General features: G+C 50.5%; 20 protein-coding genes. 10 read left to right on the top strand and 10 right to left on the bottom strand.

What is annotated here, in order from left to right:
* Nucleotides 1-635 precede the first annotated feature (635 nt).
* From NDA02_RS00845 to NDA02_RS00835, 3 genes are all read left to right on the top strand, one after another.
* Nucleotides 636-1,301 carry a hypothetical protein gene (locus tag NDA02_RS00845; RefSeq protein WP_190791473.1) on the top strand — a complete coding sequence of 222 codons (666 nt, stop codon included), beginning with the start codon at nucleotides 636-638 and terminating at the stop codon, nucleotides 1,299-1,301.
* A 93-nt stretch (nucleotides 1,302-1,394) separates the two neighbouring features.
* A complete protein-coding gene (locus NDA02_RS00840) occupies nucleotides 1,395-2,237 on the top strand; it encodes a prephenate dehydrogenase/arogenate dehydrogenase family protein (protein ID WP_190791472.1) in 843 nt (280 codons plus the stop codon).
* Between the two features lie 145 nt (nucleotides 2,238-2,382).
* Nucleotides 2,383-2,595, top strand: coding sequence for a hypothetical protein (locus NDA02_RS00835; protein ID WP_190791471.1), 213 nt, complete (start codon nucleotides 2,383-2,385; stop codon nucleotides 2,593-2,595).
* A gap of 54 nt (nucleotides 2,596-2,649) precedes the next feature.
* Here NDA02_RS00835 and NDA02_RS00830 read toward each other — a convergent pair whose 3' ends face one another.
* Both NDA02_RS00830 and NDA02_RS00825 read right to left on the bottom strand, forming a co-directional pair.
* Nucleotides 2,650-3,045, bottom strand: a complete 396-nt coding sequence (locus NDA02_RS00830; protein ID WP_190791470.1) for a hypothetical protein — start codon at nucleotides 3,043-3,045, stop codon at nucleotides 2,650-2,652.
* Between the two features lie 246 nt (nucleotides 3,046-3,291).
* Nucleotides 3,292-4,269 (bottom strand): hypothetical protein, encoded by a 978-nt coding sequence (locus NDA02_RS00825; protein ID WP_190791469.1) that lies wholly within the window; start codon nucleotides 4,267-4,269, stop codon nucleotides 3,292-3,294.
* A 750-nt stretch (nucleotides 4,270-5,019) separates the two neighbouring features.
* On the opposite strand from NDA02_RS00825, the gene NDA02_RS00820 reads away from it, so the two are divergent.
* The 4 genes from NDA02_RS00820 to NDA02_RS00805 all read left to right on the top strand — a co-directional run bounded on the left by NDA02_RS00820 (nucleotide 5,020) and on the right by NDA02_RS00805 (nucleotide 9,359).
* A complete protein-coding gene (locus NDA02_RS00820) occupies nucleotides 5,020-5,952 on the top strand; it encodes an SDR family oxidoreductase (RefSeq protein ID WP_190791468.1) in 933 nt (310 codons plus the stop codon).
* A gap of 372 nt (nucleotides 5,953-6,324) precedes the next feature.
* Nucleotides 6,325-7,176, top strand: coding sequence for a DUF1206 domain-containing protein (locus NDA02_RS00815; RefSeq protein ID WP_190791467.1), 852 nt, complete (start codon nucleotides 6,325-6,327; stop codon nucleotides 7,174-7,176).
* Between the two features lie 154 nt (nucleotides 7,177-7,330).
* Nucleotides 7,331-8,770 carry a Rieske 2Fe-2S domain-containing protein gene (locus NDA02_RS00810; RefSeq protein ID WP_190791466.1) on the top strand — a complete coding sequence of 480 codons (1,440 nt, stop codon included), beginning with the start codon at nucleotides 7,331-7,333 and terminating at the stop codon, nucleotides 8,768-8,770.
* Between the two features lie 28 nt (nucleotides 8,771-8,798).
* The gene (locus NDA02_RS00805) at nucleotides 8,799-9,359 is read left to right on the top strand and encodes a hypothetical protein (RefSeq protein ID WP_190791465.1); all 561 of its coding nucleotides are present in this window, start codon (nucleotides 8,799-8,801) and stop codon (nucleotides 9,357-9,359) included.
* Between the two features lie 142 nt (nucleotides 9,360-9,501).
* Here NDA02_RS00805 and NDA02_RS00800 read toward each other — a convergent pair whose 3' ends face one another.
* Entirely contained in the window at nucleotides 9,502-10,575 is a 1,074-nt protein-coding gene (locus NDA02_RS00800; RefSeq protein ID WP_348254272.1) for a M48 family metalloprotease, read from the bottom strand.
* 503 nt (nucleotides 10,576-11,078) lie between these two features.
* Between NDA02_RS00800 and NDA02_RS00795 the strand changes: the two genes are divergently transcribed.
* Nucleotides 11,079-11,873, top strand: a complete 795-nt coding sequence (locus NDA02_RS00795) for an SDR family NAD(P)-dependent oxidoreductase (RefSeq protein WP_190791474.1) — start codon at nucleotides 11,079-11,081, stop codon at nucleotides 11,871-11,873.
* 25 nt (nucleotides 11,874-11,898) lie between these two features.
* Here the strand turns inward: NDA02_RS00795 and NDA02_RS00790 are convergent, their stop codons facing one another.
* From NDA02_RS00790 to hppD, 6 genes are all read right to left on the bottom strand, one after another.
* Complete coding sequence (locus NDA02_RS00790; protein ID WP_190791463.1) at nucleotides 11,899-12,336, bottom strand: hypothetical protein; 438 nt, start codon at nucleotides 12,334-12,336, stop codon at nucleotides 11,899-11,901.
* A 144-nt stretch (nucleotides 12,337-12,480) separates the two neighbouring features.
* The gene (locus NDA02_RS00785) at nucleotides 12,481-13,674 is read right to left on the bottom strand and encodes a thiolase family protein (RefSeq protein WP_190791462.1); all 1,194 of its coding nucleotides are present in this window, start codon (nucleotides 13,672-13,674) and stop codon (nucleotides 12,481-12,483) included.
* Between the two features lie 31 nt (nucleotides 13,675-13,705).
* Nucleotides 13,706-15,796 (bottom strand): AMP-binding protein, encoded by a 2,091-nt coding sequence (locus NDA02_RS00780; protein ID WP_190791461.1) that lies wholly within the window; start codon nucleotides 15,794-15,796, stop codon nucleotides 13,706-13,708.
* Complete coding sequence (locus NDA02_RS00775) at nucleotides 15,793-16,743, bottom strand: hypothetical protein (RefSeq protein ID WP_190791460.1); 951 nt, start codon at nucleotides 16,741-16,743, stop codon at nucleotides 15,793-15,795. The genes NDA02_RS00780 and NDA02_RS00775 overlap by 4 nt, the downstream gene beginning before the upstream one ends.
* Before the next feature lie 154 nt (nucleotides 16,744-16,897).
* Entirely contained in the window at nucleotides 16,898-18,055 is a 1,158-nt protein-coding gene (locus NDA02_RS00770; RefSeq protein ID WP_190791459.1) for a homogentisate 1,2-dioxygenase, read from the bottom strand.
* A gap of 63 nt (nucleotides 18,056-18,118) precedes the next feature.
* Complete coding sequence (gene hppD / locus NDA02_RS00765; RefSeq protein ID WP_348254270.1) at nucleotides 18,119-19,210, bottom strand: 4-hydroxyphenylpyruvate dioxygenase; 1,092 nt, start codon at nucleotides 19,208-19,210, stop codon at nucleotides 18,119-18,121.
* Between the two features lie 724 nt (nucleotides 19,211-19,934).
* Here hppD and NDA02_RS00760 point away from each other — a divergent pair.
* Nucleotides 19,935-20,858: a hypothetical protein gene (locus NDA02_RS00760; protein WP_190790147.1), complete on the top strand. Its 924-nt coding sequence runs from the start codon at nucleotides 19,935-19,937 to the stop codon at nucleotides 20,856-20,858.
* A gap of 180 nt (nucleotides 20,859-21,038) precedes the next feature.
* On the top strand, nucleotides 21,039-22,373 hold the full coding sequence (fahA, locus tag NDA02_RS00755) for a fumarylacetoacetase (protein WP_190790146.1): 1,335 nt from the start codon (nucleotides 21,039-21,041) through the stop codon (nucleotides 22,371-22,373).
* On the opposite strand, the gene ada is transcribed toward fahA, so the two are convergent.
* On the bottom strand, nucleotides 22,358-23,485 hold the full coding sequence (gene ada, locus NDA02_RS00750; protein ID WP_348254268.1) for a bifunctional DNA-binding transcriptional regulator/O6-methylguanine-DNA methyltransferase Ada: 1,128 nt from the start codon (nucleotides 23,483-23,485) through the stop codon (nucleotides 22,358-22,360). The genes fahA and ada overlap by 16 nt on opposite strands.
* Nucleotides 23,486-23,640: the final 155 nt, after the last annotated feature.

Raw genomic sequence — 23,640 nt, 5'->3', positions numbered from 1 at the left:
ACCTCGCAGTTTAACCTCAACTTCACAGGTTGAGCCTCGGCTATAAAGTTTCCGTGTAACCACTGGTGCTTTAGAGAACCTCTTTCTAAGATTTACACATAGCAAATCAGCCTACGGATAGACGCGAATACGCATTCCCGAATTTTTTGAGATTTCCTGAGATTAAATTGCTTATGGTCTACAAGGAATTCATAAGGACAGAGGGAATCCTTTGAAGTAAAGCTAATTTGGTTTGTCTTTGTCATTAGTTGTCTTTCCCAAACTCTTTACTTCGATTCGTCAATCCCTGTATTTGCAATTGATATCGCTGAATTAGGTTCTTGGCTTCAGGGCAGTAGGGGTCACTGTAGCCAATCCGCTGAGAACAGAGTATAGGGGTAGAAGCCCTGTGTAAGGCAAAGTCTCATTGCTGCCCCGAATGCACCCACGCAGGAAGCAATCGCCCTACTTAGAACCGGAAATTGCCAAATTTTTCAAGGTGTATCTTTACAGAGTTCATTGCCTGAATAAGGCTCGATCGAATCAAGCAGGTTTAGATTGTGCAGATTCAAACCATTGCTGAATAGCCCAAACTCTCTGACAGCCCAAACGAATCATGTAAGTTCACCATTAATCAACAAAATAGAGCAGAAAAAATGAGCCATTTAGTGAAAGTTGATCATGTAACCTATGCCTGCGCGAGCGGAATGATTGAAAAGTGGGCATGGTTTCACATTGAAGTTGAAGGTGGAAAACTGATTACTCGAATTGACGATGTTGATCCCAGTAATCCTAGAAGCAGCATGAAGCTGTGGTGTATTGATTACGGGACGTTTGGGATCGCACTGGTGGAAGGCATCGATCGCGAAGAAAAGTCTCAAGTGACATTATTTGCTGAAAAGCATGGGGATCACAGTATTCAGCACGTTGCCTACGACACCAATAACCTGGACAGCTTCGCCGAGCGGTTACAGCAGTATGGCTGCGAGATCTTAGGCGAACCGATTTCTAAGCGTGATTCCTACGGGTTACTCAAGCAGCTTTTTTGTAAGGGATATTCCCAACTCAGCCCGGTCGAAAATTCTTTTGCAGAATATGTCCAGCGTCCCAAAAGTATGAAAGAAGAGCTTGAAGTCACCTTCTCGCAAAAGGCAGGGAAGGGATTTTATCGCCAAATCGAGGAAGCGATGGCACAGGGACAGCCTGCCATTTTCACAGCCTTCTCGAAAATGCCTGCGGATTGGCAGCCCCCTGCGATCGAGCTACCGAGCGCTGCTCAGAACGTTGAAGCAAATCAAGTAGCAATCCCGGCAACTCGATAAGGTCGATCGCATTTGATCCTGGGAGCGAGGCGAATCAGCGCTCCTTGTCCCAGGATTCCGTTGACGGCAGCGTTATTCTCAAACGGTATTTCTATGAATACACCTCAAAAACGTCGGCGGCTTGAACTAGTGCGAACGATCACCGTTGTAGGGGGACGGGGCACGATGGGACGTTTCTTTGTGGAGCGGCTCACGGCTGCGGGGCACCGGGTTCAGATTTTGGAACAAAATGACTGGCATCGCGCAGAGGCTCTGTTAGACGGAGCAGATTTGGTGTTGCTTTGCGTTCCCTTACAAGCGACGATCGCGGTGATTCAAAAAGTCGTTCCTTATCTGGCTCCAACCACCGTGTTGGCAGATATTACCAGTGTCAAGGCTCCGTTTCTGCAGGCGATGCTAGAGCATCATGCGGGACCAGTAGTGGGGCTGCATCCGATGTTTGGGTTTGGCACTGCCTCGTTTCAGTCTCAAACAATGGTGGTGTGTCCCGGACGGCAACCAGAAGCCCTTCAGTGGTTTTTTGACCTGGTTGAAGCAGAAGCGGGTCGCATTGTAACTTGTACGCCCGAAGAACACGATCGCATGATGATAGTGGTGCAGGCAATTCGACATTTTTCCACGTTCAGTCTGGGCGTGTTTCTGGCAGAGGAAGGCATCGACATTGAAGATAGTCTCGATTTTGCCACTCCCTTATATCGGTCAGTGATTGACAGCATTCGCCGCCTGTTTGCTCAAGACGATTTTTTATCGCTAGAGCTGATGCTGGCTTCTCAGGATTGTGGCGATGCGATTCAGCGATTGGTGAACACTTCCGATCGCCTGTCTAAGCTCGTGGCACAAGGCGATCGCAAGGCACTGAGAACTGAATTTGAAATTGCTCGCCAGTCGTTTCAGCAACCAGAGCTTTACAATTCAGAGGAAGTTCTCAGCCGTTAGCAGTTAAGCACTTGCGTTAAATGAATCCGGCTGACGAACATTTCTGCGGGATACTTCTGCGGGATGTTGTCTCTCAATAAAAAACGAGAATTAACGAATCCGGCAAACTCCGCTATGTTAGAAGATTGCTGAGTCCCGTTTCTGCATGAACACCATTCTGTTCGTTGGCGCGATCGTCATTTTGTTTCTGCTGATTGGCTTCCTGCTGAAGGTGGTGCGGGCTGCCATCACAACGGCGATCGGGATTGTTCTAATTGTGCTGGTGTTGCAGTTTGGTTTTGGAGTGGAGGTTCAAGATGTTTGGGGAGAGGTAAACAACATTTGGGAGAACATCCTGCGACTATTAAGACGCAATTGAGTCAAAGCCGTCGTCTGTCCTCCCAGTTAGGCTGCTTCTCCTGGCTCAGATACGCTAAGCTTCGGTGGCTTCGGCAGTCTCAGCGGCTTCTTCGGTCGTTTCCGCTGCTTCAGCCAATTCCTCGATCGCAGGTTCTTCTTCCTTCACAACAGGCTTCACGGGTTTGGGACCACGCACAAATGCCATGTTGACTGGAGCCGGAGCTTCCCGATCGCCCCGACCACCCTTACCGCGACCTTTGCCGCGCTGCTCACGACCACCGGAGCGATTGTCCCGCCCGCCATTTTCTTGGTCTCCATCTCGATTCGATCGCTCTCCTTTAGGTTTGGGCTGCGGGCGAACCGTTCGGGTCTCAACCGTTTGGGTCTCAACCATTTGGGTCTCAGTTGATTCTCCGCCTTCGGCTGCGGCTGCCTGCCGTTCCGATTTTTTGATTGGACGCTCCACCATCTCTGCCTGCCTCGCCTGTTACAAATTCTTAATCTTTATCATACCCCGTACGGAGAACGGATTGCTCCACAGTTCTTCAAAGGAGGAATCGCACCCGCTCTGACCCGATTTTGAGCCTGGATAGTTTTGAGCCTGATAGCAATTTTTAAGGAGCCAAGATTGCCGAGGAGCTAGGAATGATTAGAACGCAAAAGAACGGCTGAGGCGGCTCAGTGTTAGTGAAGAAAAACCCAGACACTAGACTTCCTATTTGCCAGGACTCAGCACACCGCGAACAGACGATACGGTGTAAGGAGAGTTAAGAGCTGGACAAAGCTGAGAGTATTTCGTGTCGTAGTGTTCAACCTCAAGGTAGTACATATTTTGAGGATGGGGTTTGTAAATAATAAAGTATTCCAGCAAAGAGAAGGTGGCTGCACACTCCAGGGGACCAACCATAAAGTCTTTATGTTGCCAATCTCGGCTCGATTGTGCCCACTGATTTAACTGTTCCGCACTGAGGCAGTAAAGGGCAGCATGAGGATTTTCGCACTCAGCGTATTTAAGGCCATCAATTTCAAAAGTGGATAGCCGATCCCATGCGATCGTCTCTCCAATGGTTAGGTCGATATACCGCTTGGTTCCTTCGTACATCTCATAGCGATTCGGATATAAAATTCCCCGTGGATCAGGGCAATGTTGATTGAAGCGAATGATTTTTTCCAGGAAAGAACTGTCGTGAATGACAATATCATCCTCGATGTATAAGAACCAATCAAAAGACTCAGATCTTCGAGCAATGAGCTTGTCCTGGACACTGTAGGGAACATAATAAGAGTCACAGGTTTGTTGGTCTTCGACGTGGATACGCTGCTGCTGGTATTGCGGCAGAAAATGAATAATGCTTCGTCCTGGTAAAGTTTGCACCAGGATCTCTAGATCGCAATGGGAGAAGCTGTCAAATAGCCCATCTAACGCTTTTCTAAAACGTTCAATTTTTGCAGCTCCCCTTTGACGATCGCATGCTTCTTCAGGAGAAACAATATGAGCGATCCCCACCAGCACTTTAGGACGATAGGCGATAGGCTGCGTATTCTCTTTGAATAAATGTATTATCTTGCCGCGCTGATAAAAGAACATTAGTTTGAGTTTTTGACGCACAGCTCGCCATAGTCGTGCAATTACGGCAACCCCAAACATTAGCCCATGAAATAAGCGACTTTTCAGTGAAGAAGTTTGACGCATCTGCATAGTTAAGAAGGTAGATTTTACTTTGAGGACGTTTGAGAAGGGTATTAATTCGAGAAGGGTATTAAGCTACGCAAAAACTTAGCAAAAACGTAAATTCCAGTAGCTCAATTCATACCATTTCAAGGAGAGTTAAAAAAATGAAAACAGCGTAGATGCTCCTGTGTTTTTTTTGCTCTATTCTTTTTTGCTTTATTCCAATGAATGACAAGTGAACTGAATTATGAGTTAGTATGTGTTGCAGAACACCAAGTAGTGCAAGGCTTTAACTGACACGACAGCAGTGGCAAAGTCTACAGAACCAATGTATTGCAAATGCATTGCGAACAATGTTTTGCAGGCAACAGGTTATTCGAGAAGCGATAAGGCTATTGAAAAATGCCCAAATGAAATCCGGATGAAATTATGAACAACTCTACATTTTCTAGGAACTGATTTAGAGAGGAACTGATTTAGAGAGGAGTAGATGCCCTGGATTGATCCCTCAATTCCCCAATTCTGCAGGGTTTTGAAGCCAGGAAAAAGCTTTGTTCTCCCTGGGTATTGAGGTTTAGGCTATCAACATAACTTCTCAAGCAGGTTCTAAGAGTCTTCCTTGAGACAGAAGCAGAAGCAAGATTGCTGGACAACGATTAGTATTAGTCTTGTCAGATAAAAACAGCGATCGAGCAAGATTGTTGACTGAATCAGCTGCGGCATGATTGAACCAGGCAACGCGAATTGATGAATGGGAGTTAGCAAGAAGCAATGCGATCGATTCGAGAATCAGTCATTGTCATTACCGGGGCATCGAGCGGCATTGGACGTGCGACGGCATTGATGTTTGCCCAGCAGCAAGCCAGGCTCGTTTTAGCCGCTAGACGGGAAGCCGCGCTGCAAGAAGTCGCAGAAACCTGTCAGGCAGCGGGAGCAACGGCGATCGTAGTGCCAACCGACGTGACGCAGGAAGACCAAGTACAAGCTTTAGCGCAAAGAGCGATCGACACCTTTGGGCAAATCGATGTCTGGGTGAACAATGCTGCCGTTTCCCTATTCGCCAAATTCGAAGATGCTCCCGAAGATGCGTTTCGGCGCGTAATCGAAACCAACTTGTTTGGCTATATTTACGGAGCACGGGCGGCAATGAAACAGTTTCGGCAGCAGGGCAGCGGCAATTTGATCAACGTTGCCTCGATCGTGGGATTAGGCGCACAGCCCTACACCAGTGCCTATGTAATCTCGAAGCACGGCATCCGGGCGATGGCAGAATGTCTGCGAATGGAGCTTCACCTTGACAACGCCTCCAATATCCATGTCTGTACGGTTCTGCCTGCGACAATCGACACGCCCATCTTTCAGCAGGCTGCGAACTACACCGGGCGCAAAGTCAAGGCAATGGATCCGGTTTATGCCGCAGATGATGTGGCGGACGCGATCATGGGTCTGGTGAAAAATCCGCAGCGAGAAGTAATCGTCGGCACAGTCGGCTATTTGATGGCACTGCAAAGCACCCTCACCCCTGACCTTTATGAGCGGATGATGGCAGAGCAAGTCGATAAAAACCACCTGACCGATCAGCCCATGATTCCCTCGGAAGGCAATTTGTTTGAGCCAATGCCCGAACACGCGAAGCTCAGCGGCGGCTGGAAACATACTGGAGAACTAAGCGAAATCCTCAGCAATCTGATCCCCAAAACCTGATGCTCAATTTCATGCAGTACGTTGATGTGATTGAGTAAATCAAGGGATATGAATTCTGTAAGGGTCGTTTGCAAACCACCCCTGGCGCAGAACTCCCTATCTGAGAATCCGATTTCCATTCAGCAATGCCGGATGATTAAGGATGATCGCCCCGAAATTTCCATTGGGAAAACATTTGGAAAAAAATCGTCCAACTTCCCCTTGCTCAAATCCTTGCTCAAAAAGTTCTACCCTTTCGCAGACGCAAACTTCTTACGAGATTTGTAGGCTAAGCATTAATTGCGTAACCCGTTAAAACTTGATTTCAGCAGGTTGAAATCAGCCAATACGCTGTCGTGCCGCAATCCACCAGCATTATCTTGAGAAACTAAAATGGCTCGCCACAACAGTCCCCTCTCCAACCTTGAGCAGCCTGCAAGACGGGCAGCATCCCATCCGTGGATTGAAAAACTGGCTCGATTGGGGTTTGCGGCAAAAGGCATTGTGTACTTTGTGGTGGGTTTGCTGGCAGCTCAGGCAGCTTTTGGCACCGGGGGCAAAACGACCGACTCCAGCGGCGCACTGTCTACGATCGTGACCCAACCATTTGGCAAATTTCTGCTGGCACTGGTGACGATCGGGCTAATCGGATATGCGCTCTGGCGACTCGTCCAAACCATTTTTGATCCTGAACACGCAGGCGAACCAACCAAAGCAAAACAAATCGCGCAGCGCATTGGCTACGGATTGAGCGCGCTCACCTACAGTGGTTTGGCATTGACTGCGATCAAGCTGATTATGGGAAATCCCACCAGTGGCGGTGACTCAACCCAGGACTGGACAGCCCGCTTTATGGCGCAACCCTTTGGGCGGTGGTTGGTTGGACTGGCAGGACTGGTCGTAATTGGCGTCGGGCTTGCTTACTTGTATGAGGCATTCATAGCCAAATTTCAGCGTCATTTCAACCTGAACCTGATGAGCGAAAGCGAGCGGCAGTGGACTAAGCGGCTTGGTCAGTTTGGTATCGCAGCGCGGGGGATTGTATTCGGCATCATTGGCTTATTCCTGACGCTGGCGGCTCTACGTCAAAATGCAAACGAAGCGAGAGGATTAGGCGGAGCATTGGCAGCTTTGGCAGCGCAACCCTTCGGACCCTGGCTTTTGGGCATTGTGGCGCTGGGGTTCATTGCCTACAGCATTTACTCGCTGATCGAGGCGCGGTATCGGCAGATTCGTCACCCTTGACTTTGCCGTGAATCTACCGTGAATTTGCGGAGGGCAACCGCACTCCTTAACATTCCTTCATATTTGCTAGATTAGAATCAATCGTCTGATTTGAGAATAGCGACTTGATCGTCTGATTCGAGAACAGTGATTCGAAAAGAGTAAGGGGAAACGTATGGAAACGTCGATCGCATTTCAAGCGCTTGATTCCCGCAATCAAATCGCTCAGTCAAGTCTACCTGCGGGTGGAACCGACCCCAATTGCTTCGACTGGTTTGAGGCATGGCATCCGATTTTCTATATCGAAGATCTGGATAAAACCCAGCCCACGCCGTTTACCCTGCTCGACCTGGATCTGGTGATCTGGTGGGATAGTAAAACCGAATCCTGGTGCGTCTTAGAAGACAAATGCCCCCACCGTCTCGCGCCCCTTTCCGAAGGCAGAATTGCGGACGATGGCTTGCTGGAGTGCCCTTACCACGGTTGGGCATTTACGGCAGAAGGCGCATGCGATCGTATTCCGCAGCAGCCCGCAGGTGGATCGGCAGAAACATCGAAGCGTGCCTGTGTGCGATCGTTTCCAGCAACGGTGCAGCAGGGGTTGCTGTTTGTATATCCGGGCAAAGCGGAAAATGCTGATCGAGTAAAAGTCCCTCTAATTGACGCGATGGCAGAATCGCCCGATGAATGGGTTTGCCTCAACACCTTTCGCGATCTGCCCTATGATGCCCTGACGCTGCTGGAAAACGTACTGGATTCAAGCCATGTGCCGTTTACCCATCATCGATCGGTCGGCAACCGCAGCAATGCTAGTTCGGTTGAACTGGAAGTGGTCGAATCAGGCAAGCAAGGGTTTTCTGGAGTCTGGGAAGAAGGTCCGCGTCGGGGCACGCTGGGACGACAGACGAGCCGTTTTGTTGCTCCCAATTTTATGTGGCATGACCTGACCTCGAAACAGTTTGGGCGCACCATGACGGTGGTTTACGCGACGCCGATTCGCAAAGGGGAATGTCGCGTGTTTGCGCGTTTTCCGTTCAAGTTCTCGTCTAAAATTCCGGCTCTGGCAATTCGACTCACGCCGCGTTGGTATTCTCACATTGGGCAAAACAGCGTACTGGAAGACGACCAGATTTTTCTGCATCATCAGGAACGCTATCTGGAACAAATGGGGGGCGGGGCGAATGTGAGTAAGGCATTCTACTTGCCCACGAAAGCCGATGCCTTTGTATCTGCGCTACGGCAGTGGGTGAATCAGTTTCAGGCTGATCCCTTTCCGGGCGATCGTCTCACGCCACCCCTTTCAAAAGAAATTCTGCTCGATCGCTATCATTCTCATACCCAGCACTGCCAGAGCTGCCGAACTGCCCTCAGCAGGATTGAGCAAATCCAGACGGTAATCCTGTTTCTAGGAGCGATTGTTTGGCTGGGAACGCCTTTGCTTGCAGTTCTGCTGAATCAATCGGCAGCAATTCCGGTAGCAGTTTCTGTTGGCGTGGGCGGATTGGTGGGTCTGGGTTGGCTGGGCTTAAACCGACTGAAGCGGCAATTTTACGAAGGACGTGCGATTCCGCTCCGTAATTTGCCGGAGAAGCGGTCTGCTAAGGTGAAGGGATGATCCCTCCAGAAAAATACGCCTGAAACCCATGACTTCTGACCTTTCTGCCATTGCGGTTCTACTGCCTCAACCTTTGCTCGATCGCCTGGAAACTCTGCGGCAGTCGCGTAACCTGGCATCGATCCAAGAGGCAGTGCTGATCGCGCTTTCAGACTACTTTGCGAGTCAATCTAATGCCTCAAAACCATCACTAAAAGAAAATTCCAGCCCGATCGAAGCGCGGCTTGCCCGCACAGAGGCACTACTGACCCTATTGAGCGATCGCCTGAACCGTCTGGAAGGTCATTCGCTGCCCCGCCCCCCGATCGCCGACATCTCAGACGACATCGAAGATGAACCGGACGAAGTGCTGCAAAGCTTTCTGGAGCCAGAACGCCAATTCTCTTTTCCAGAAACTGCGAAGCAACCGCCAGAGGGTCGATCGACTTCTCATTATCCGGTTGGGGGAACGGCTCAGGATGCCGAAGTGGTTTCGTTTGGGCAAAATTTGGGCTGGGTGATTCAGCCAAACGGCAAAGTGCAGCCGCTCGCCTACGAAGAGATCGAAGAGGAACCCGACGAGATTCTGTACGATTTTCTCGATCAGTAAGGCAGGTACGATCAGAAAACAGGCACGACCAGCTTCGTCAGAACGAAAATCAGAATGAAAACCGGTTAGCCCAAGAAAGTTGAACGGATTGACACCTCTGAGCGATCGCTTCAATTCACCCAGTTAATTCACCCAGTGACCACTATCTACCCAAAATGCGATCGATATCGCTAGACCCACCGGATCGGGGAGCCACGCGTAGGGAGTTCCCATCTCTCGACAAACCCTCGTAGGCGAGTGGCTGGGTCAAGGTGAGTTTAGCGTCACCCGTGGAGACTAGACTGTCTGCGGGACGCTCGGTCATTAACTGCTGCATCGCGATCCTGCGATCGGGCATCGACGGCTGGTCGGGGTTAGGCTCTGCACCGGGGATACGCTCTAACACTGTCATTGCCCTGAGGCACCCTTCTGGCTCAAAGCCTGCCTGCGTCGCGTAGAGATAGCCGGCTTCATCGGCTTCAAATTCCTGCTGCCGAGCTGCGGCATCTAGCTTTTCATCCAGTTGAGCGATTTGGTTGTTATAGTCTTCCATCATCTCCTCGGTAGTGTCTTCAGGGCCGTCGATCGCTGCTCCTGCAACAGTACCCAACACGCTACCGCCGATCGCCCCTACCGGACCAAGGATGCCCAAAAAGCCGCCTAAGGTTCCTAAAACACTTCCTGCTGTCGCCGCATTTCTGGCTTGGTCTGCCATTTCCTGGCTTTGGGCTACGGCCTGCTGGCTAAGCTGTTCTGCCAGTTGCGCTTGCTGTTCTGCTCGTTGCTCCTCACCCAGGGCAAGGTGGCGTTTGACGTTATGCCCCATCTCTCGCCCCACAATGCAAGCGATCGCCGAAGAATCTCCTGCGAGTTGGTCTAACAAACCCCGATGCACTGCAACCAGATTGGGTTGAGCGGCAAAGGCATAGTTGTCGTAGGTAGGCACGATCTCGACTCTCCAGGGACTGGCATCTAATCCATTTGCCCGCGCAATGCGTTCTACCACTCGATAAAGCACATACATATCGCTAGGTAGCTCCTGCTGAGCGCGATCGTACAGAGTGCTTCCCGCTTGGGGCACGGGTGACAATTGCGCTGGGGGGCTAGACGAGGGCTGCACTTGCGGCGTGGGTGTTGATAACTGTGCCTGAGCGATCGGAGCGGTCACTGTCAAGCCAAGCCCACACAGGGATGAAAGCACTACCCATTTCCGGGTGAGACGTGCGAGTGTAATCATGTCAATCCTTCCAATTGAGCTGATGTTCTATTCGATAATGTTCTATTAGATAACAGTGCTAGCCGTAAGCACCCATATTTTTGAAGCTAAATAATGCCCTGAGAAATGATGCCCTTAGCAAGTCTAGCCCAGTCTACTGATGCCAGTCATCGTGTGCCAGTCATCGTTCGAAAAGACTTCACAGATTGAGATTTGGCAGGTTGAGATTTGCAGGTTGAGATTCGCAGATTGAGATTTACAGATTGATAGAGGAGGGCCTGCGGGAAGACCGAGGGGAGATAGCCATTACTCTAATTAGCGATCGGGGAAAATCGGGGAAGTTTTTAACTCTGCTTGACCGCTTTTGCATTCCCCTTGAGGATTGATTAAAGGTTAGACAAAAAATAGCAAATGTCTGGCATTGCCTCCGTTATATCCCCTTCTGGCACCCGGTTGTGGGGGACTTTAAAACGCAGCCCCATTTCTTATCAGCGATAATAGTCTCAGTGGATAAAAAGGTGAACATGGCAGGATTGGCAGACGTGCGATCGATCAATGCGCTGATTGTGGGCGCAAATCGCGGCATCGGGTTGGGATTCGTGCAAAAGCTGCTTCAGGATGAACGGGTCGATTACCCCGCCGGGGGAACTGCTTCGCATCGCATTTTTGCCGCCCATCGCGAACCTGCTACGCCGGAACTCAGTCAGCTCGCTCAGCAATTTCCGGGTCGTCTGACGCTTGTTGCAATGGATATTACCGACGAAGAACAGATTGCCGCAGCCGTTCAGCAAATCCGATCGCAGGTGAATCAACTACATTTCGTCATTTATTGCGTCGGACTTTTACACGATGACGAGATTCAGCCTGAAAAAGGACTTCAGCAAATTAAAGCAGAACCGATGCTGCGCTATTTTCAGGTCAATAGTATCGGGGCAATTTTGCTGGCAAAACATCTGTTGCCGCTTTTGAAGCATAGCGAAACCAGCATCTTCGCCAGTATCTCTGCTAAGGTTGGCAGCATCGGCGACAATCAACTCGGTGGCTGGTATGGCTATCGAGCTTCTAAGGCGGCACTGAATATGCTGATGAAAACGGCAGCGATCGAATATAGCCGCAAAAGTCCGAAGACGATCGTGGTCATGCTGCATCCGGGCACAACCGACACACAGCTCTCGAAACCCTTTCAGCGCAATGTGCCGCCTGAGAAACTGTTTAGCGTCGATCGCACAGTGAGCCAGCTTCTCAGCGTGATCAGCACCTTGCAGCCCGAACATAGCGGTCAGTTTTTTTCCTGGGACGGCAGCCCGTTGCCCTGGTAATCGATTTTGGCTCTCACTTGCCTGTTTAGCTCGCCTGGCTCAGTTCGCCCGTATTGAGCTGTTCCTGAAGCTTTTGCACCTGGGAAACCCGTCCGGCGATCGTGACCTGCTGGGGCTGAACGCGCACATACACCTTGCTCGATAGCCATTGACGCACCACTTTTTGAAACACAAACACTTCGTCGTCAATCTGCTCAACCTGCTGATAGCCCAACCCGGTCAGCCCTCTGTTCACCTGATTCAGAAGCGTCTGTTCATCATCAGCGGCGATCGGGCGAATCACGGTTCGGTTAAAGTAAGAGCCGATCGCCCCCACAATCACGCCGCCCACGATCGCAATCTGCTGCGGAATGCCGCTTTCCCGGCTGAGCTGAAACACAACCGAGCTGCCGATCGACAAAATCACGGCTGTATAAATGAAATAAACCAAGAAAGTTCCTGCCCCACCAAGACCAACACGCATAGATCGAATTCCTATCGCTGCTAAAATTCAGGCTTTTTCAAACTTGCTTCGATCGTCCCGCTTTCCCTTTCCGCTGCCATCCGTCCTTCTGCTCATCCTCATATCAATTCGGGCGGTGTCCATTTGAAATTCTAAATGACTTCCCTACACCCGCTCCACCCCGACCGCCGTTCCGCCTCCTGTTCCATGACAAATTGATGCAATGCCGAATTGTTGATTGCGTTCCTGTAGCGCGTTTAATAGCGTCACCACGATTCTGGCTCCTGATGCACCGATCGGATGTCCTAAAGCGATCGCTCCGCCGTTCACGTTGAGCTGTTCAGGAGAAATTTTTAATAGATGGTGAAACAGTAAACTGCTGACTGCAAAGGCTTCATTATTTTCAAATAAATCAATGTCCGCGATCGTCATATTGATTTGATCCAGCAGCTTCTTTACTGCCCAGACTGAAACTTCGGGAAATCGCCAGGACTCGCCTCCGGCCATTGTGCCACCCAGCACTCTAGCGATCGGTTTTAGCCCGTAGCGATCGATCGCAGATGGGCTAGCAAGCAGCAACACCGCCGCACCGTCTGTAAGCTGACTGCTATTTCCGGCAGTGAGTACCCCTGCTGGCTGAAAGGCAGGACGCAGCCGTGCCAAACTTTCCAGCGTTGTATCAGGACGAATGCCCTCATCTTGATCGATCGTCTGGAGGATCTGCTTGCTCTGTACTGTAACCGGGGCAATTTCTCGCTGAAAAGTGCCTCGCGCCTGAGCCGCTACCGCTCGCTGATGAGAGTGAAACGCAACCTCGTCGAGTGCCGCACGGCTAAATCCATAGAATGCGGTCAATCGTTCTGCCTGTTCGCCCATGCCTTCTCCTCGCGTGGCATCAGTCAGTCCGTCGAGCAGCAAAATATCAGACAGCGATTCTGGCGCACCCAGCAAGGTTTTATAGCCCCAGCGAGCGCGATGCGACAGGAAAAAACCTGCTTGAGACATCGACTCAATGCCTCCTGCCAGCACCAGATCTGCCTGACCCGTTTGAATCATCATCGTGGCGTTGAGCAAACTCATCATGCCAGAGGAACACACCATGTCGATCGCATACCCATTGACTTCCGGGGGAATGCCCGCTTTGAGAGCCGCCTGCCGGGGAATATGCTGTCCGTGTCCTGCCCGCAGCACGTTGCCCAAGATGTAGCAATCGATCGCCTCCACTGGAACATTAGCTTGGGTCAGCACTGCCTGAATTGCCTGCGCTCCCAGTTCTGCCGGAGAAAGGCTAGAAAGACTGCCGCCAAAGCGTCCGAGGGGGGTGCGGGTAGCGGCGATGAGGTAGGTATTGGAAGGCATGGTGGGGAGGAGATTTAGGGGGCAATAATGTTTAAGGGCGAGGGGTCAGGGTTTCAGAAGGGGAAACGGTTTGGGGTGAGGAAGGGTCGAGCACAGGATGGGATAATCGGTATCGATCGCGCATGACTCGCCGCATAATTTTTTGAGAAGCGGTGCGGGGGAGAGCATCGACGATGACAACATCATGAATTTTGAATAGCGGATTGAGCTGTTGGCGCAGGGTGGCTTGCAGCAGGGATTTTAGGTCAATCGCACTCAGGGTAACTCCGGGCGCGACTACGGCGTAAATCACAAGCTGGCAGGGCCCGCCATCGGCAGGGGCTACGGCGATCGCGGCAACTTCAGCAACGGCTTCGGGTTGAGTCAAAACCCGCTCGATTTCGGCAGAGCTAACTTTGATACCGCCTAAGTTCATGGTATCGTCGCTGCGACCGTGGGCGCGATAATAGCCGTTTGAAAGCCGCTCAATGCGATCGCCGTGCCGTCTTAAAGGAACATCCATTCCGGGAACGGTGGGGATATCGGCAAAGTAAACTTGATGATGATCTTTATTTAATAGCTCGGTGGATAATCCGATCGACGGTGGAATAATAAATGCTTCACCCTGTGAAGATGGACTATCGCATTCATCCAGAATAACAAAATCTAAGCCAAGTGCAGGTGTGGTGAAGGTTGCGGGAATACAGGGCTGAATGACAGTTCCAGTGATGTAGCCGCCGCCAATCTCCGTGCCGCCGCAGTATTCGACGATCGGTTTATAGCCAGCCAGCGACATCAGATACAGCATATCGTCGGGATTGGAGCATTCTCCGGTTGAACTAAAGGTTTTGATTGCGCTCCAGTCTAAGCCTGCCATGCAGTTTGTGGTTTTCCAGGCGTTCACCAAACTGGGAACGGTTCCCAGCATCGTCACGCCTGCCGCCTGAATAAACTGTCCGTAAGCTCGTGTAGTAGGTGCGCCATCGTAAAGGGCGATCGTCGCTCGGTTAATCAGGGTGGCATAAATGAGCCACGGTCCCATCATCCAGCCCAAATTGGTAGACCAGGCAACCCCATCGCCGGGATGAATATCGTGATGCAAATGTCCGTCTACCGCGCACTTGATCGGAGTTGTGTGCGTCCAGGCAATGGCTTTCGGTTCTCCGGTCGTTCCCGAAGAGAAAAGAATATTCGTGGGGGCAGAGGGCGAAACGGCGATCGCCTCAAATTTTCCATCGCGGCTGATAAATTGCGCCCAGTTCAAATCGTCTGGACGCATTGTTAAAAAACATTCGCGACGACACAAAACGATCGCCCTGGGTGCATCCGCCTCCATGACCTTGGCGTAGAGGGGCAGCCGTTTGCCGCCGCGCAGCACTTCATCCTGAGTAAAAATCGCTTTTGCTTTGGCGATTCGTAGCCGGGCTGCAATTTCAGCCGGGGCAAAGCTATCGGCGATCGAGACCACAACGCATCCGGCTTTAATAATTCCCAGATAAATTGCGACCGACTCTGCGGTCATGGGCAAAGCGACGGCGATCGGATCTCCGGGCTTAAATCCAGCATTCACCAGACCATTCGCCACTTGATTACTGGTCGTATTCAGTTTGCCGTAAGTCCAAATGTGTCGCCATTCCTCCTCTTCAGATTGAAAAACGATCGCAATTTGATTCTCAGATGCTTGAAAACAGCTTTCAGCAATATTCAGCCGCGCATCAGCGAACCATTCAGGATGTTCTATCTGCGCTAGATTTGCAATTTGCTCATAGGGCTTCTGAAACCGGATGTTGAGCCGTTGAATCATTCGTTCCCAGAACTGCGATCGATTCTGGCTACTCCACTGATGTAAATCAGCATAGGAATTAATTCCCAGTTCATGCATCAGAGCCGTAAGGTTTGCAGACTCAATTTCAGTCTGAGAGGGTATCCAGGCAGGTGCAAAATCACGGTCGGCAAAAATTGTTTGATACAGCAGTCGATGCAGCGCAAAGGGCAGATTTGACGTGAGGACATCCTGGGTAAGCCGCTGCCAGCAGTCTACCGGGGAAAGGTCTGCAAACTCGTTTCGCAGCCGAGCCAGGATTTGTGCCGCCGCCGTTTTGTCAATGCCGCAGTCAATCAGCTGCTCAAGCGACAGATTCATTGCCGATCTGCTCCTGTCGTTTGCAGCAAACAATCCAGTTGATCTGGCTGATGCCGATCGCGATCGAGTCCTTCCCAGAAGACAGCAATTGCTTCTAGAATTTCTGCGCCACCCTGCAAAAATTTAGCGCGATCGAAATTGGGCTGGAAATAAACTTCTTCCAGTTCTTCGAGCGTGTGTCCGGCATGTTGTCCTTCGACGCGATTGTGCCAGGTAAAGAAAGCAAGCCGAAGCTGCGAATGGCGACTTTGTTTGATGCGAGAAAGCCCGTCTTCGAGTTCCTGCCAGAATCCGGCAGCTGCCCAGTTTTCTACCGCAAAGCTGGCTCCTTCGGCAAGGTTGGGGTCATCGCTGCCATAGAGCCGAATCAGCTCATCGCAAAAATGCAGCGTCGAAGGGCTACCGTGCTTGCGTTTGCCGATGTCTTCAAAGGTAAGTCCAACGCCCGCAGCTACATCAGTGAGCCACTCGAAATGAGCAGCCTTAAAGCGACAAATTCCCCCGTCTACGGTTCCCTCAATGCTGACCAATTCTGGATCGCCCTGCCGATCTTTTTCTTCGTCGCTTAAGTCAGAAGCGGTCACTTTTGCATCGAGTTTGCGATAAATCACGCCCAATTCATTCAAGAGAATTTCTCGGCTCGATCGCGACTGTTGCAGGGTTTGAGCATTGATAATTTTTTGCAGCGCAGCAATTAAAAACTGATTTGAAAAAACAGAGAACTGCTGAATAAAATTCTTTAATTCTGCATCGGTCGCTTCACCTCGTTGAAACCAGCGCGTATAGGGATTGTTCAGGATAATCCGATGATGCAGCATTCGATCGACTTTCACGAGAAACTGCTGAAAATCCTCAACTTGTGCGGCAGACAGTTCTCCTTGCTGAAGACGGGTTTGAATGCGATCGGAGATCGTCAGCGAATTGGGTTTAGATATGGTGGAGGTCATATTAACGTCCTTTCCAAGCTGATGTTGAATGATTCTTTATCTGTAAAATTTTGAGAGAAGAATTGAATTTTGTAGGATCGATTAGGCGAAGCCGTAACAGATTCAATTTTGTGAGTTTCAGTCAGAATGATGCGCTACGCTGCGCAAATGCATCCTACGCATTCACCCAGCTATAGAAATAGTTTTGATCTTCTAATTGGGCAGCAACCTCGGTTAGCCGCAGCGGACGAAACGTATCAATCATCACGGCATATTCATTCGTTTCTTGTTTACCGATCGATCCTTCATACGTGCCCGGATGGGGACCGTGGGGAATGCCGCCCGGATGCAGCGTCAGCGAGCCGCGATCGATACCTTTGCGCGAAATAAAATTGCCCTCGACATAGTACAGCACTTCGTCAGAATCAACGTTGGAGTGATTGTAGGGGGCAGGAATGGCAAGCGGGTGATAGTCTACCAGACGCGGCACAAACGAGCAGATGACAAATCCAGGCGCGGCAAAGGTTTGATGCACAGGCGGCGGCTGATGGATGCGTCCGGTAATCGGTTCAAAGTCGGCGATGTTGAGCGCGTAGGGATACAAATGACCGTCCCAGCCCACCACGTCGATCGGGTGACGGTGATACAAATAGCGGGTGAGGTGTCCTCTGGCTTTGACCCGCACTTCAAATTCGCCTTCGTTATCGTGGACGATCAGCGTCTCCGGCGGACGAATATCGCGTTCGCTATAGGGAGCGTGTTCAAGAAACTGGCCGTAGCGGTTGAGGTAGCGATGCGGTGGCTCCAGGTGTCCATAGGTTTCAATCACCAGCATCCGCTGTTCCACGTCCCTATCCGGCAAAATCCGCCACAGTACGCCGCTCGGAATCACCAGATAATCGCCCGATCGATACGGCAAAGAGCCAAACTGACTTTCTAAAACACCTGTGCCGTCATGGATAAAAATTACCTCATCCCCATGAGCAAACCGATACCAGTAAGCCATCGGCGCGGTTGGACGGGCGATCGAAATTGCGATGTCCTGATTGCCCATTAAAGGCAGGCGTGACTCGATCGCATCTCCCCCGGCAGATAAGTCGATCGTTCGCAAATGATGGTGATGCAGGGCTTCCGACTGATAGGAAACCTCAATAGACCGCTGCTCCAGAACTTTGTAAACCTGCGTGGGTGGATAGCGGTGATACAGCAAAGACTGAATGCCAGAGAAACCCTGTGTGCTGATCAGCTCCTCATGGTACAGCGACCCATCCGGCTGGTGAAACTGGGTGTGGCGTTTGTGCGGAATTTGTCCGAGCTTGTAGTAATAGGTCATGGTGTAGACTGCCTCCGCCGCTTGCTGATTTGCCGCTGTAAAGCCCTAGGTAAAGCCCTAGCTCTATAAATTTCCTCTCAATGCCTGCTCTCGCTCGATCGCCTCAAACAGAGATTTGAAATTGCCTTCGCCAAATCCCCGTGCTTTGCGCCGCTGGATAATTTCAAAAAACAGCGTCGGACGGTCTTGCAGCGTTTGGGTGAAAATTTGCAGCAAATAGCCTTCTCGATCGCGATCGACTAATATCCCTAACTGTGCCAGTTCATCGATCGGTTCATTAATTTTGCCCACGCGCTGTTCCAGGTTGTCGTAATAAGTTGCGGGAACCTGCAAAAACTCTACGCCTGACTTTTGAAGCTGGCTCACCGTCTCGATAATGTCGTCCGTAGCGAGGGCAATATGCTGAATTCCTGCCCCCTGATTGAACTCCAGAAATTCTTCGATCTGCGACTTGCGTTTGCCGTTGGCAGGCTCATTGATTGGAAACTTAATCGTGCCTGTGCTGTCCTGCATCACGCTCGATGTTAATGCCGAATACTCGGTCGAGATTGCCTGATCATCGAAGTGAACCAGCATCTCAAAGCCCATTGTTTTCGCAAAGAACTGCACCCACTGCTCAAGCTGCCCCAGTTCCACGTTGCCTACAATATGATCGATCGCCTTTAAGCCTGCCCCCGATCGGTTGAACTGCATGGACTCACAGGGTGCAAATCCAGGTGCAAATCCGCCTGCATAGTCGCTGCGATCAACAAACTTGATCAGGATATCCCCGTAGGCATGAATTGCAGCATAGCGAAAGACTCCGTAACTATCTTCTGCTTCTGTTGGCTCGATCGCCCCGATCGCTCCCCGTGAGGTTGTGATGTCATATGCCGCTGCCGCATCTAAAACTTCCAGCCCAATCACAGCAGCATGATCGCCGTGCCGCATTACGCCCTGAGAAACCACATGACCAGCCTTTAAGCCACTGCTCAAAATAAACCGAATGGTGCCCTGCTCCATGACATAGGAAGCAACTTCCCGGCTGCCAGTCTCCAGCCCGCGATAGGCAGTATTTACAAACCCAAACCTGCTGGAATAAAAACGTGCCGCTTGCTTAGCGTTCCCCACGTAAAATTCCAGATGATCAAATCGCTGAATGGAAGGGCTGCTCATGGGAATACTCCTGTTACTTCTACGACTACCCTGAATTGAAAACTATCTTGAATTGCAAACTAATCTTTAGAGCAACAAAATCCGATTTCAGAATTTGTAAGTTCGTCTATACTCCTGCCTGAACTATATGTATCTAAACTATATGTACCTAATGTACCTAAACTAGGTGTACCTGAGCTGTATGGGCCTAAACCGAAAATTTAGCAGAATGAATCAAAGTAATTAAAGTAGAAGCTCTAGATTAATAGGATGAAAACCAATAACCTAGATGAGAAATTAAAATTTGAGAACTGAGGCAGCTCTAGAACAATTCAAATCATAAATTCGCCTCGTGGTTTAGCAACAGCGAATTGATAAAACTAGCTGAAAGTCTATTGTATTATTTCTAATATTAGAAATAAAATTTTTCTAGAAATATTCTCAAGCAGTCTCTTTTTGTGAACGATTTTAGTAATCAATCTCAGCCAGCAATTTCAGCTATCCGTAGATGCTCGATCGGTAATCAAAAACTAGTCGTTCATAACACTCCTGTCTCTATTTTGGCAACAAGGGGGGCTGGCTTAACCTCCTTCCCCAGGGGGATCACAGATGCACCCAAAGAGCGATTAACTATAGATGAACAATATCATCAGATGAATCTCGTAATCGATTCTAGTGATCGTCTGATTGATTCGATCGCTTTATGAAAATTGCAATTCATCCCTGAACATAAGCAAAATCAATAATGCTGGCATCGCTGAAAACATTGGTGAGCGCGATCGTTGATTATGCTGGGCTTTTTCCGCCAGCGAAACTTGATCTGCGATCGTCAATGCAACGCTACGCTCAAAGTGCTGCTACCCCCGATCGCTGGATGCTGTCTCGTTTTGTGCTGCCTGCTGCCCGCCTGGAAGAACTTTATGCGATCGTTCCCGAATTGCCCCTATCCCAGTGGTCGCTCAGCCTGGTGGTCAAGAATCTCGAAGAAGTGGAGCAGGCTTTTGCGCTGCAAACCGATCGGCTCACCCTAAAAAACGCTTCCCCTTCCGTCAAAATTGCCGCCCTCGAATTCACTCCGCGATCGCCCAGCGAAATTTCTGCCCTGATCAATCAACTGCCGCCAGACCTCGACGCATTTTTTGAGATTCCGCTTGATTCGTCTTTCACAGACTCGATCGCTGTTCTGCAAGGAACTGCTGCATCCGCTAAAGTTCGCACTGGAGGCCTGACAGAAGCCGCTTTTCCGATCAGTAAACAGCTTGCCGGGTGGATTTGTGCCTGTGCCCAAGCCAACGTTCCTTTCAAAGCGACGGCGGGACTGCATCATCCTTTTCCTGGCACGTACCGTCTAACCTACGAACCCGATAGCCCGACTGCCCGAATGCACGGATTTGTGAATGTCGCAGTTGCCGCTGCCTTTGCCTACAGCCAGGCGATCGATCAAGAGGAGGTCATTCAACTATTAGAAATCAATTCCTTTTCAGATGCTCTTTCAGACACTCTTCAATTTGAAAATGATAAATTGATTTGGAACAATGATCGAGAGAAACGTCAGCTTGATTTAAGCGAAATTCAAAAGTCAAGACAACGCTTCTTCCGTTCCTTTGGTTCCTGCTCATTCCAAGAACCGATCAACGACTTGAAAAAGCTAAATTTAATCATCTCCTAACTTCTCTTTTGTTACCTAACTTTCTACCCATCTTCCTCACAAATTCTCCCCAAGCAATCACAGCAAAGAAGCTCTTAATCGATTTCAGCTCTCAATTCATTCCGGCTCTCAATTCCCTCTAAAATAAACAGTCGAATTTACTTCTTATTCCCCATCTCTCCATTTCTACCTTCGATCGCTATGACCTTCTCATTGAAACAAACTCACTTAAACGAAACTCACGATCCGTCCTTAAAAAGCTGGGTTGAATCTGCCAATTCCTCAGACAGCGACTTTCCGATTCAAAACTTACCGTTTGGCGTGTTTCATAAAGGTGGAAATGGAGAATCTGCCCGAATTGGAATTGCGATCGGCGATCGAATTTTAGACCTCACAAATTGTATTAAGCTGGGGCTGTTTGATCATTTACCGGAACCGCTTAAAGATGCCTGTACTGCAACTCGATTGAATTCGCTCATGGCATTAGGTTCCGAGCCTGTTTCGCTGCTGCGATCGGCTGTCAGTCAACTGCTGCGCCTTGATGCTGAGCAATTTCCGCCAGAAGCCGATGTTTTGGTAGCAATGACCGATGCCGAACTGCGGCTGCCTGCGGAAATTGGCGACTATACCGACTTTTACGCCTCGATTTTCCATGCGACCAACGTGGGCAAGCTGTTTCGTCCCGATAATCCGCTGCTGCCCAACTATAAATATGTGCCGATCGCCTATCATGGTCGAGCGTCTTCGATCGTGCCGAGTGGAATGTCAATTCGTCGTCCTCAGGGTCAGCGAAAACCGCCGGATGCGTCTATCCCAGAATTTGCCCCTGCGCGAATGCTGGACTATGAACTAGAAGTCGGCTGTTTTGTGGGAACCGGAAATGCGATCGGGCAGCCGATTGCGATCGATCAGGCAGAACAACACATTTTTGGACTCTGCTTAGTGAACGACTGGTCAGCGCGAGACCTGCAAGCTTGGGAATATCAGCCGCTTGGCCCCTTTCTTGCCAAAAACTTTGCCACCACAATTTCCCCCTGGATTGTGACGCTCGAAGCCCTTGCCCCGTTTCGTTGTCCTGCGTTTCAGCGATCGAACGACGACCCCCAGCCCTTGCCCTATTTGCACTCAGAAACCGACCAGCGATCGGGCGGCTTTGAAATCACGCTCGAAGTCTGGCTCCGCACCGAGCAAATGCAATCAGACGGTGTTGCTCCGGTTCGCCTCAGCCAGGGATCGTTTAGCCAGATGTACTGGACGATCGCCCAAATGCTGACCCATCACGCTAGCAACGGCTGCAATTTGCGATCGGGAGATTTGCTGGCAAGCGGAACCGTTTCCAATGCCAATCCGGGTTCTCAGGGCTGTTTACTGGAGCTAACCCAGCGCGGCACCCAGTTAATTACACTCCCTGCCGGAGAAACCCGCGCTTTTCTGGCAGACGGAGACGAAATTATCCTGCGCGGATTTTGTCAGCGGGAAGGTTACACCAGAATTGGCTTTGGTGAATGTCGGGCGATCGTTCAGCCCTCTGCTTGATCTGAATCCGTCTTTTCTGGGGCAGCCAGTTGTTTTTCTAAGCTAAGCAGTTCTTGCTTGCGATCAATTCCCCAGCGATAGCCGCTCAAACCGCCGCCTTTCTGGATCACCCGATGACAGGGAATCACCAGCGCGATCGGATTGCTGGCACAAGCTCGCGCCACTGCCCGGACGGATTTAGGCTGTCCGATTTGCTGGGCAATATCGCTGTAGCTGGCGGTCGTTCCGAGGGGAATGGCTCTCAGTGCCTCCCATACTCGGATTTGAAAGGCAGTCGCCTGAACATCGATCGGCAAGGCAGGCAAAGCTTGAACCCCGCCCAGATAATCCAGCAAATGCTGCACCCACTGCTGAAGCTCAGGATCGTCGGGCTGGAGCTGAGCCGCTTTAAATTCCTGCTGGAGTTCCTGTTCCAGTTCCAGCGCAGTTTCACCCAGCCGCACACTGCAAAGTCCCTGCTGCGTTGCCGCCACTAGCAGCCAGCCAAAGGACGGTTGCTTCGTAGTTCCCCAAGGGGGTAATTGCATGATGGCATAGCGAATCTGTTTCCCCTCGCCAGCGCGTTGATAAGTTGCAGGAGTCATGCCGAGCTGTTTGGGGGCTTTTTCGTACAGGCGGCTACTTGCGCCATATCCGGTTTCATAAAGGGCATCGGCGATCGTTTCTCCCTGGCGAAGGTGCTGTTTTAATCGTTCTATCCGCAGCGCATCCGCATATTGAAACGGAGTGACGCCAACGATTTGCTTGAAAGTGCGTTGTAAGTGAGTTGGACTCATGGCGGTCGTGTGACCTAATTCTGCAAGGGTGGGAATGGAGTCAACCTGAGTTTCGAGATAGCGGCAGACGGCTAAAACTTTTGCCACATTCGCATCGGGAGCAATCGCTTCCTGAGGAACACAGCGTTTACAGGGTCGATAACCTGCTGCTTCTGCCGCTGCTGCCGAGTCAAAAAAGCAGACCCGATCGCGCTGAGGCTTCCGGCTGGAACAGGTCGGACGACAGTAAATTCCGGTGGAGCTGACTCCATAAAAAACAAGCCCTTCAAACGCCGGATCTCGCTGCAAAACTGCCTGCCAAAGGATTTCTTCTGAGAGAATCGATCGCTGCATCATTGCTCAATGTTTAACTACAGCCTTGTTCAGGCGATTGAAGTACAAGAAATGGGGTTCAGGGGCTGTGCCCCTGCGTGGGGGCGAAGCCCCCACACCCCCCGTACCTTACAGGAGTGAAAAACGTTGTAATGTTTAACTGAAGATGAACAGTCTGA

The sequence above is a fragment of the Leptolyngbya sp. ST-U4 genome, assembly GCF_039962215.1.
Lineage (GTDB): Bacteria > Cyanobacteriota > Cyanobacteriia > Elainellales > Elainellaceae > Leptolyngbya_A.
The sequence above is the reverse complement of the archived record's forward strand: the minus strand, read 5'-3'. Positions and strand labels throughout refer to the sequence as shown.

Excerpts from the sequence above, each read along its gene's own strand:
- NDA02_RS00845 (WP_190791473.1), top strand. The coding sequence starts at position 636 with ATGAGCCATTTAGTGAAAGTTGATCATGTAACCTATGCCTGCGCGAGC.
- NDA02_RS00840 (WP_190791472.1), top strand. The coding sequence starts at position 1,395 with ATGAATACACCTCAAAAACGTCGGCGGCTTGAACTAGTGCGAACGATC.
- NDA02_RS00835 (WP_190791471.1), top strand. The coding sequence starts at position 2,383 with ATGAACACCATTCTGTTCGTTGGCGCGATCGTCATTTTGTTTCTGCTG.
- NDA02_RS00830 (WP_190791470.1), bottom strand. The coding sequence starts at position 3,045 with ATGGTGGAGCGTCCAATCAAAAAATCGGAACGGCAGGCAGCCGCAGCC.
- NDA02_RS00825 (WP_190791469.1), bottom strand. The coding sequence starts at position 4,269 with ATGCGTCAAACTTCTTCACTGAAAAGTCGCTTATTTCATGGGCTAATG.
- NDA02_RS00820 (WP_190791468.1), top strand. The coding sequence starts at position 5,020 with ATGCGATCGATTCGAGAATCAGTCATTGTCATTACCGGGGCATCGAGC.
- NDA02_RS00815 (WP_190791467.1), top strand. The coding sequence starts at position 6,325 with ATGGCTCGCCACAACAGTCCCCTCTCCAACCTTGAGCAGCCTGCAAGA.
- NDA02_RS00810 (WP_190791466.1), top strand. The coding sequence starts at position 7,331 with ATGGAAACGTCGATCGCATTTCAAGCGCTTGATTCCCGCAATCAAATC.
- NDA02_RS00805 (WP_190791465.1), top strand. The coding sequence starts at position 8,799 with ATGACTTCTGACCTTTCTGCCATTGCGGTTCTACTGCCTCAACCTTTG.
- NDA02_RS00800 (WP_348254272.1), bottom strand. The coding sequence starts at position 10,575 with ATGATTACACTCGCACGTCTCACCCGGAAATGGGTAGTGCTTTCATCC.
- NDA02_RS00795 (WP_190791474.1), top strand. The coding sequence starts at position 11,079 with ATGGCAGGATTGGCAGACGTGCGATCGATCAATGCGCTGATTGTGGGC.
- NDA02_RS00790 (WP_190791463.1), bottom strand. The coding sequence starts at position 12,336 with ATGCGTGTTGGTCTTGGTGGGGCAGGAACTTTCTTGGTTTATTTCATT.
- NDA02_RS00785 (WP_190791462.1), bottom strand. The coding sequence starts at position 13,674 with ATGCCTTCCAATACCTACCTCATCGCCGCTACCCGCACCCCCCTCGGA.
- NDA02_RS00780 (WP_190791461.1), bottom strand. The coding sequence starts at position 15,796 with ATGAATCTGTCGCTTGAGCAGCTGATTGACTGCGGCATTGACAAAACG.
- NDA02_RS00775 (WP_190791460.1), bottom strand. The coding sequence starts at position 16,743 with ATGACCTCCACCATATCTAAACCCAATTCGCTGACGATCTCCGATCGC.
- NDA02_RS00770 (WP_190791459.1), bottom strand. The coding sequence starts at position 18,055 with ATGACCTATTACTACAAGCTCGGACAAATTCCGCACAAACGCCACACC.
- hppD (WP_348254270.1), bottom strand. The coding sequence starts at position 19,210 with ATGAGCAGCCCTTCCATTCAGCGATTTGATCATCTGGAATTTTACGTG.
- NDA02_RS00760 (WP_190790147.1), top strand. The coding sequence starts at position 19,935 with ATGCTGGCATCGCTGAAAACATTGGTGAGCGCGATCGTTGATTATGCT.
- fahA (WP_190790146.1), top strand. The coding sequence starts at position 21,039 with ATGACCTTCTCATTGAAACAAACTCACTTAAACGAAACTCACGATCCG.
- ada (WP_348254268.1), bottom strand. The coding sequence starts at position 23,485 with ATGATGCAGCGATCGATTCTCTCAGAAGAAATCCTTTGGCAGGCAGTT.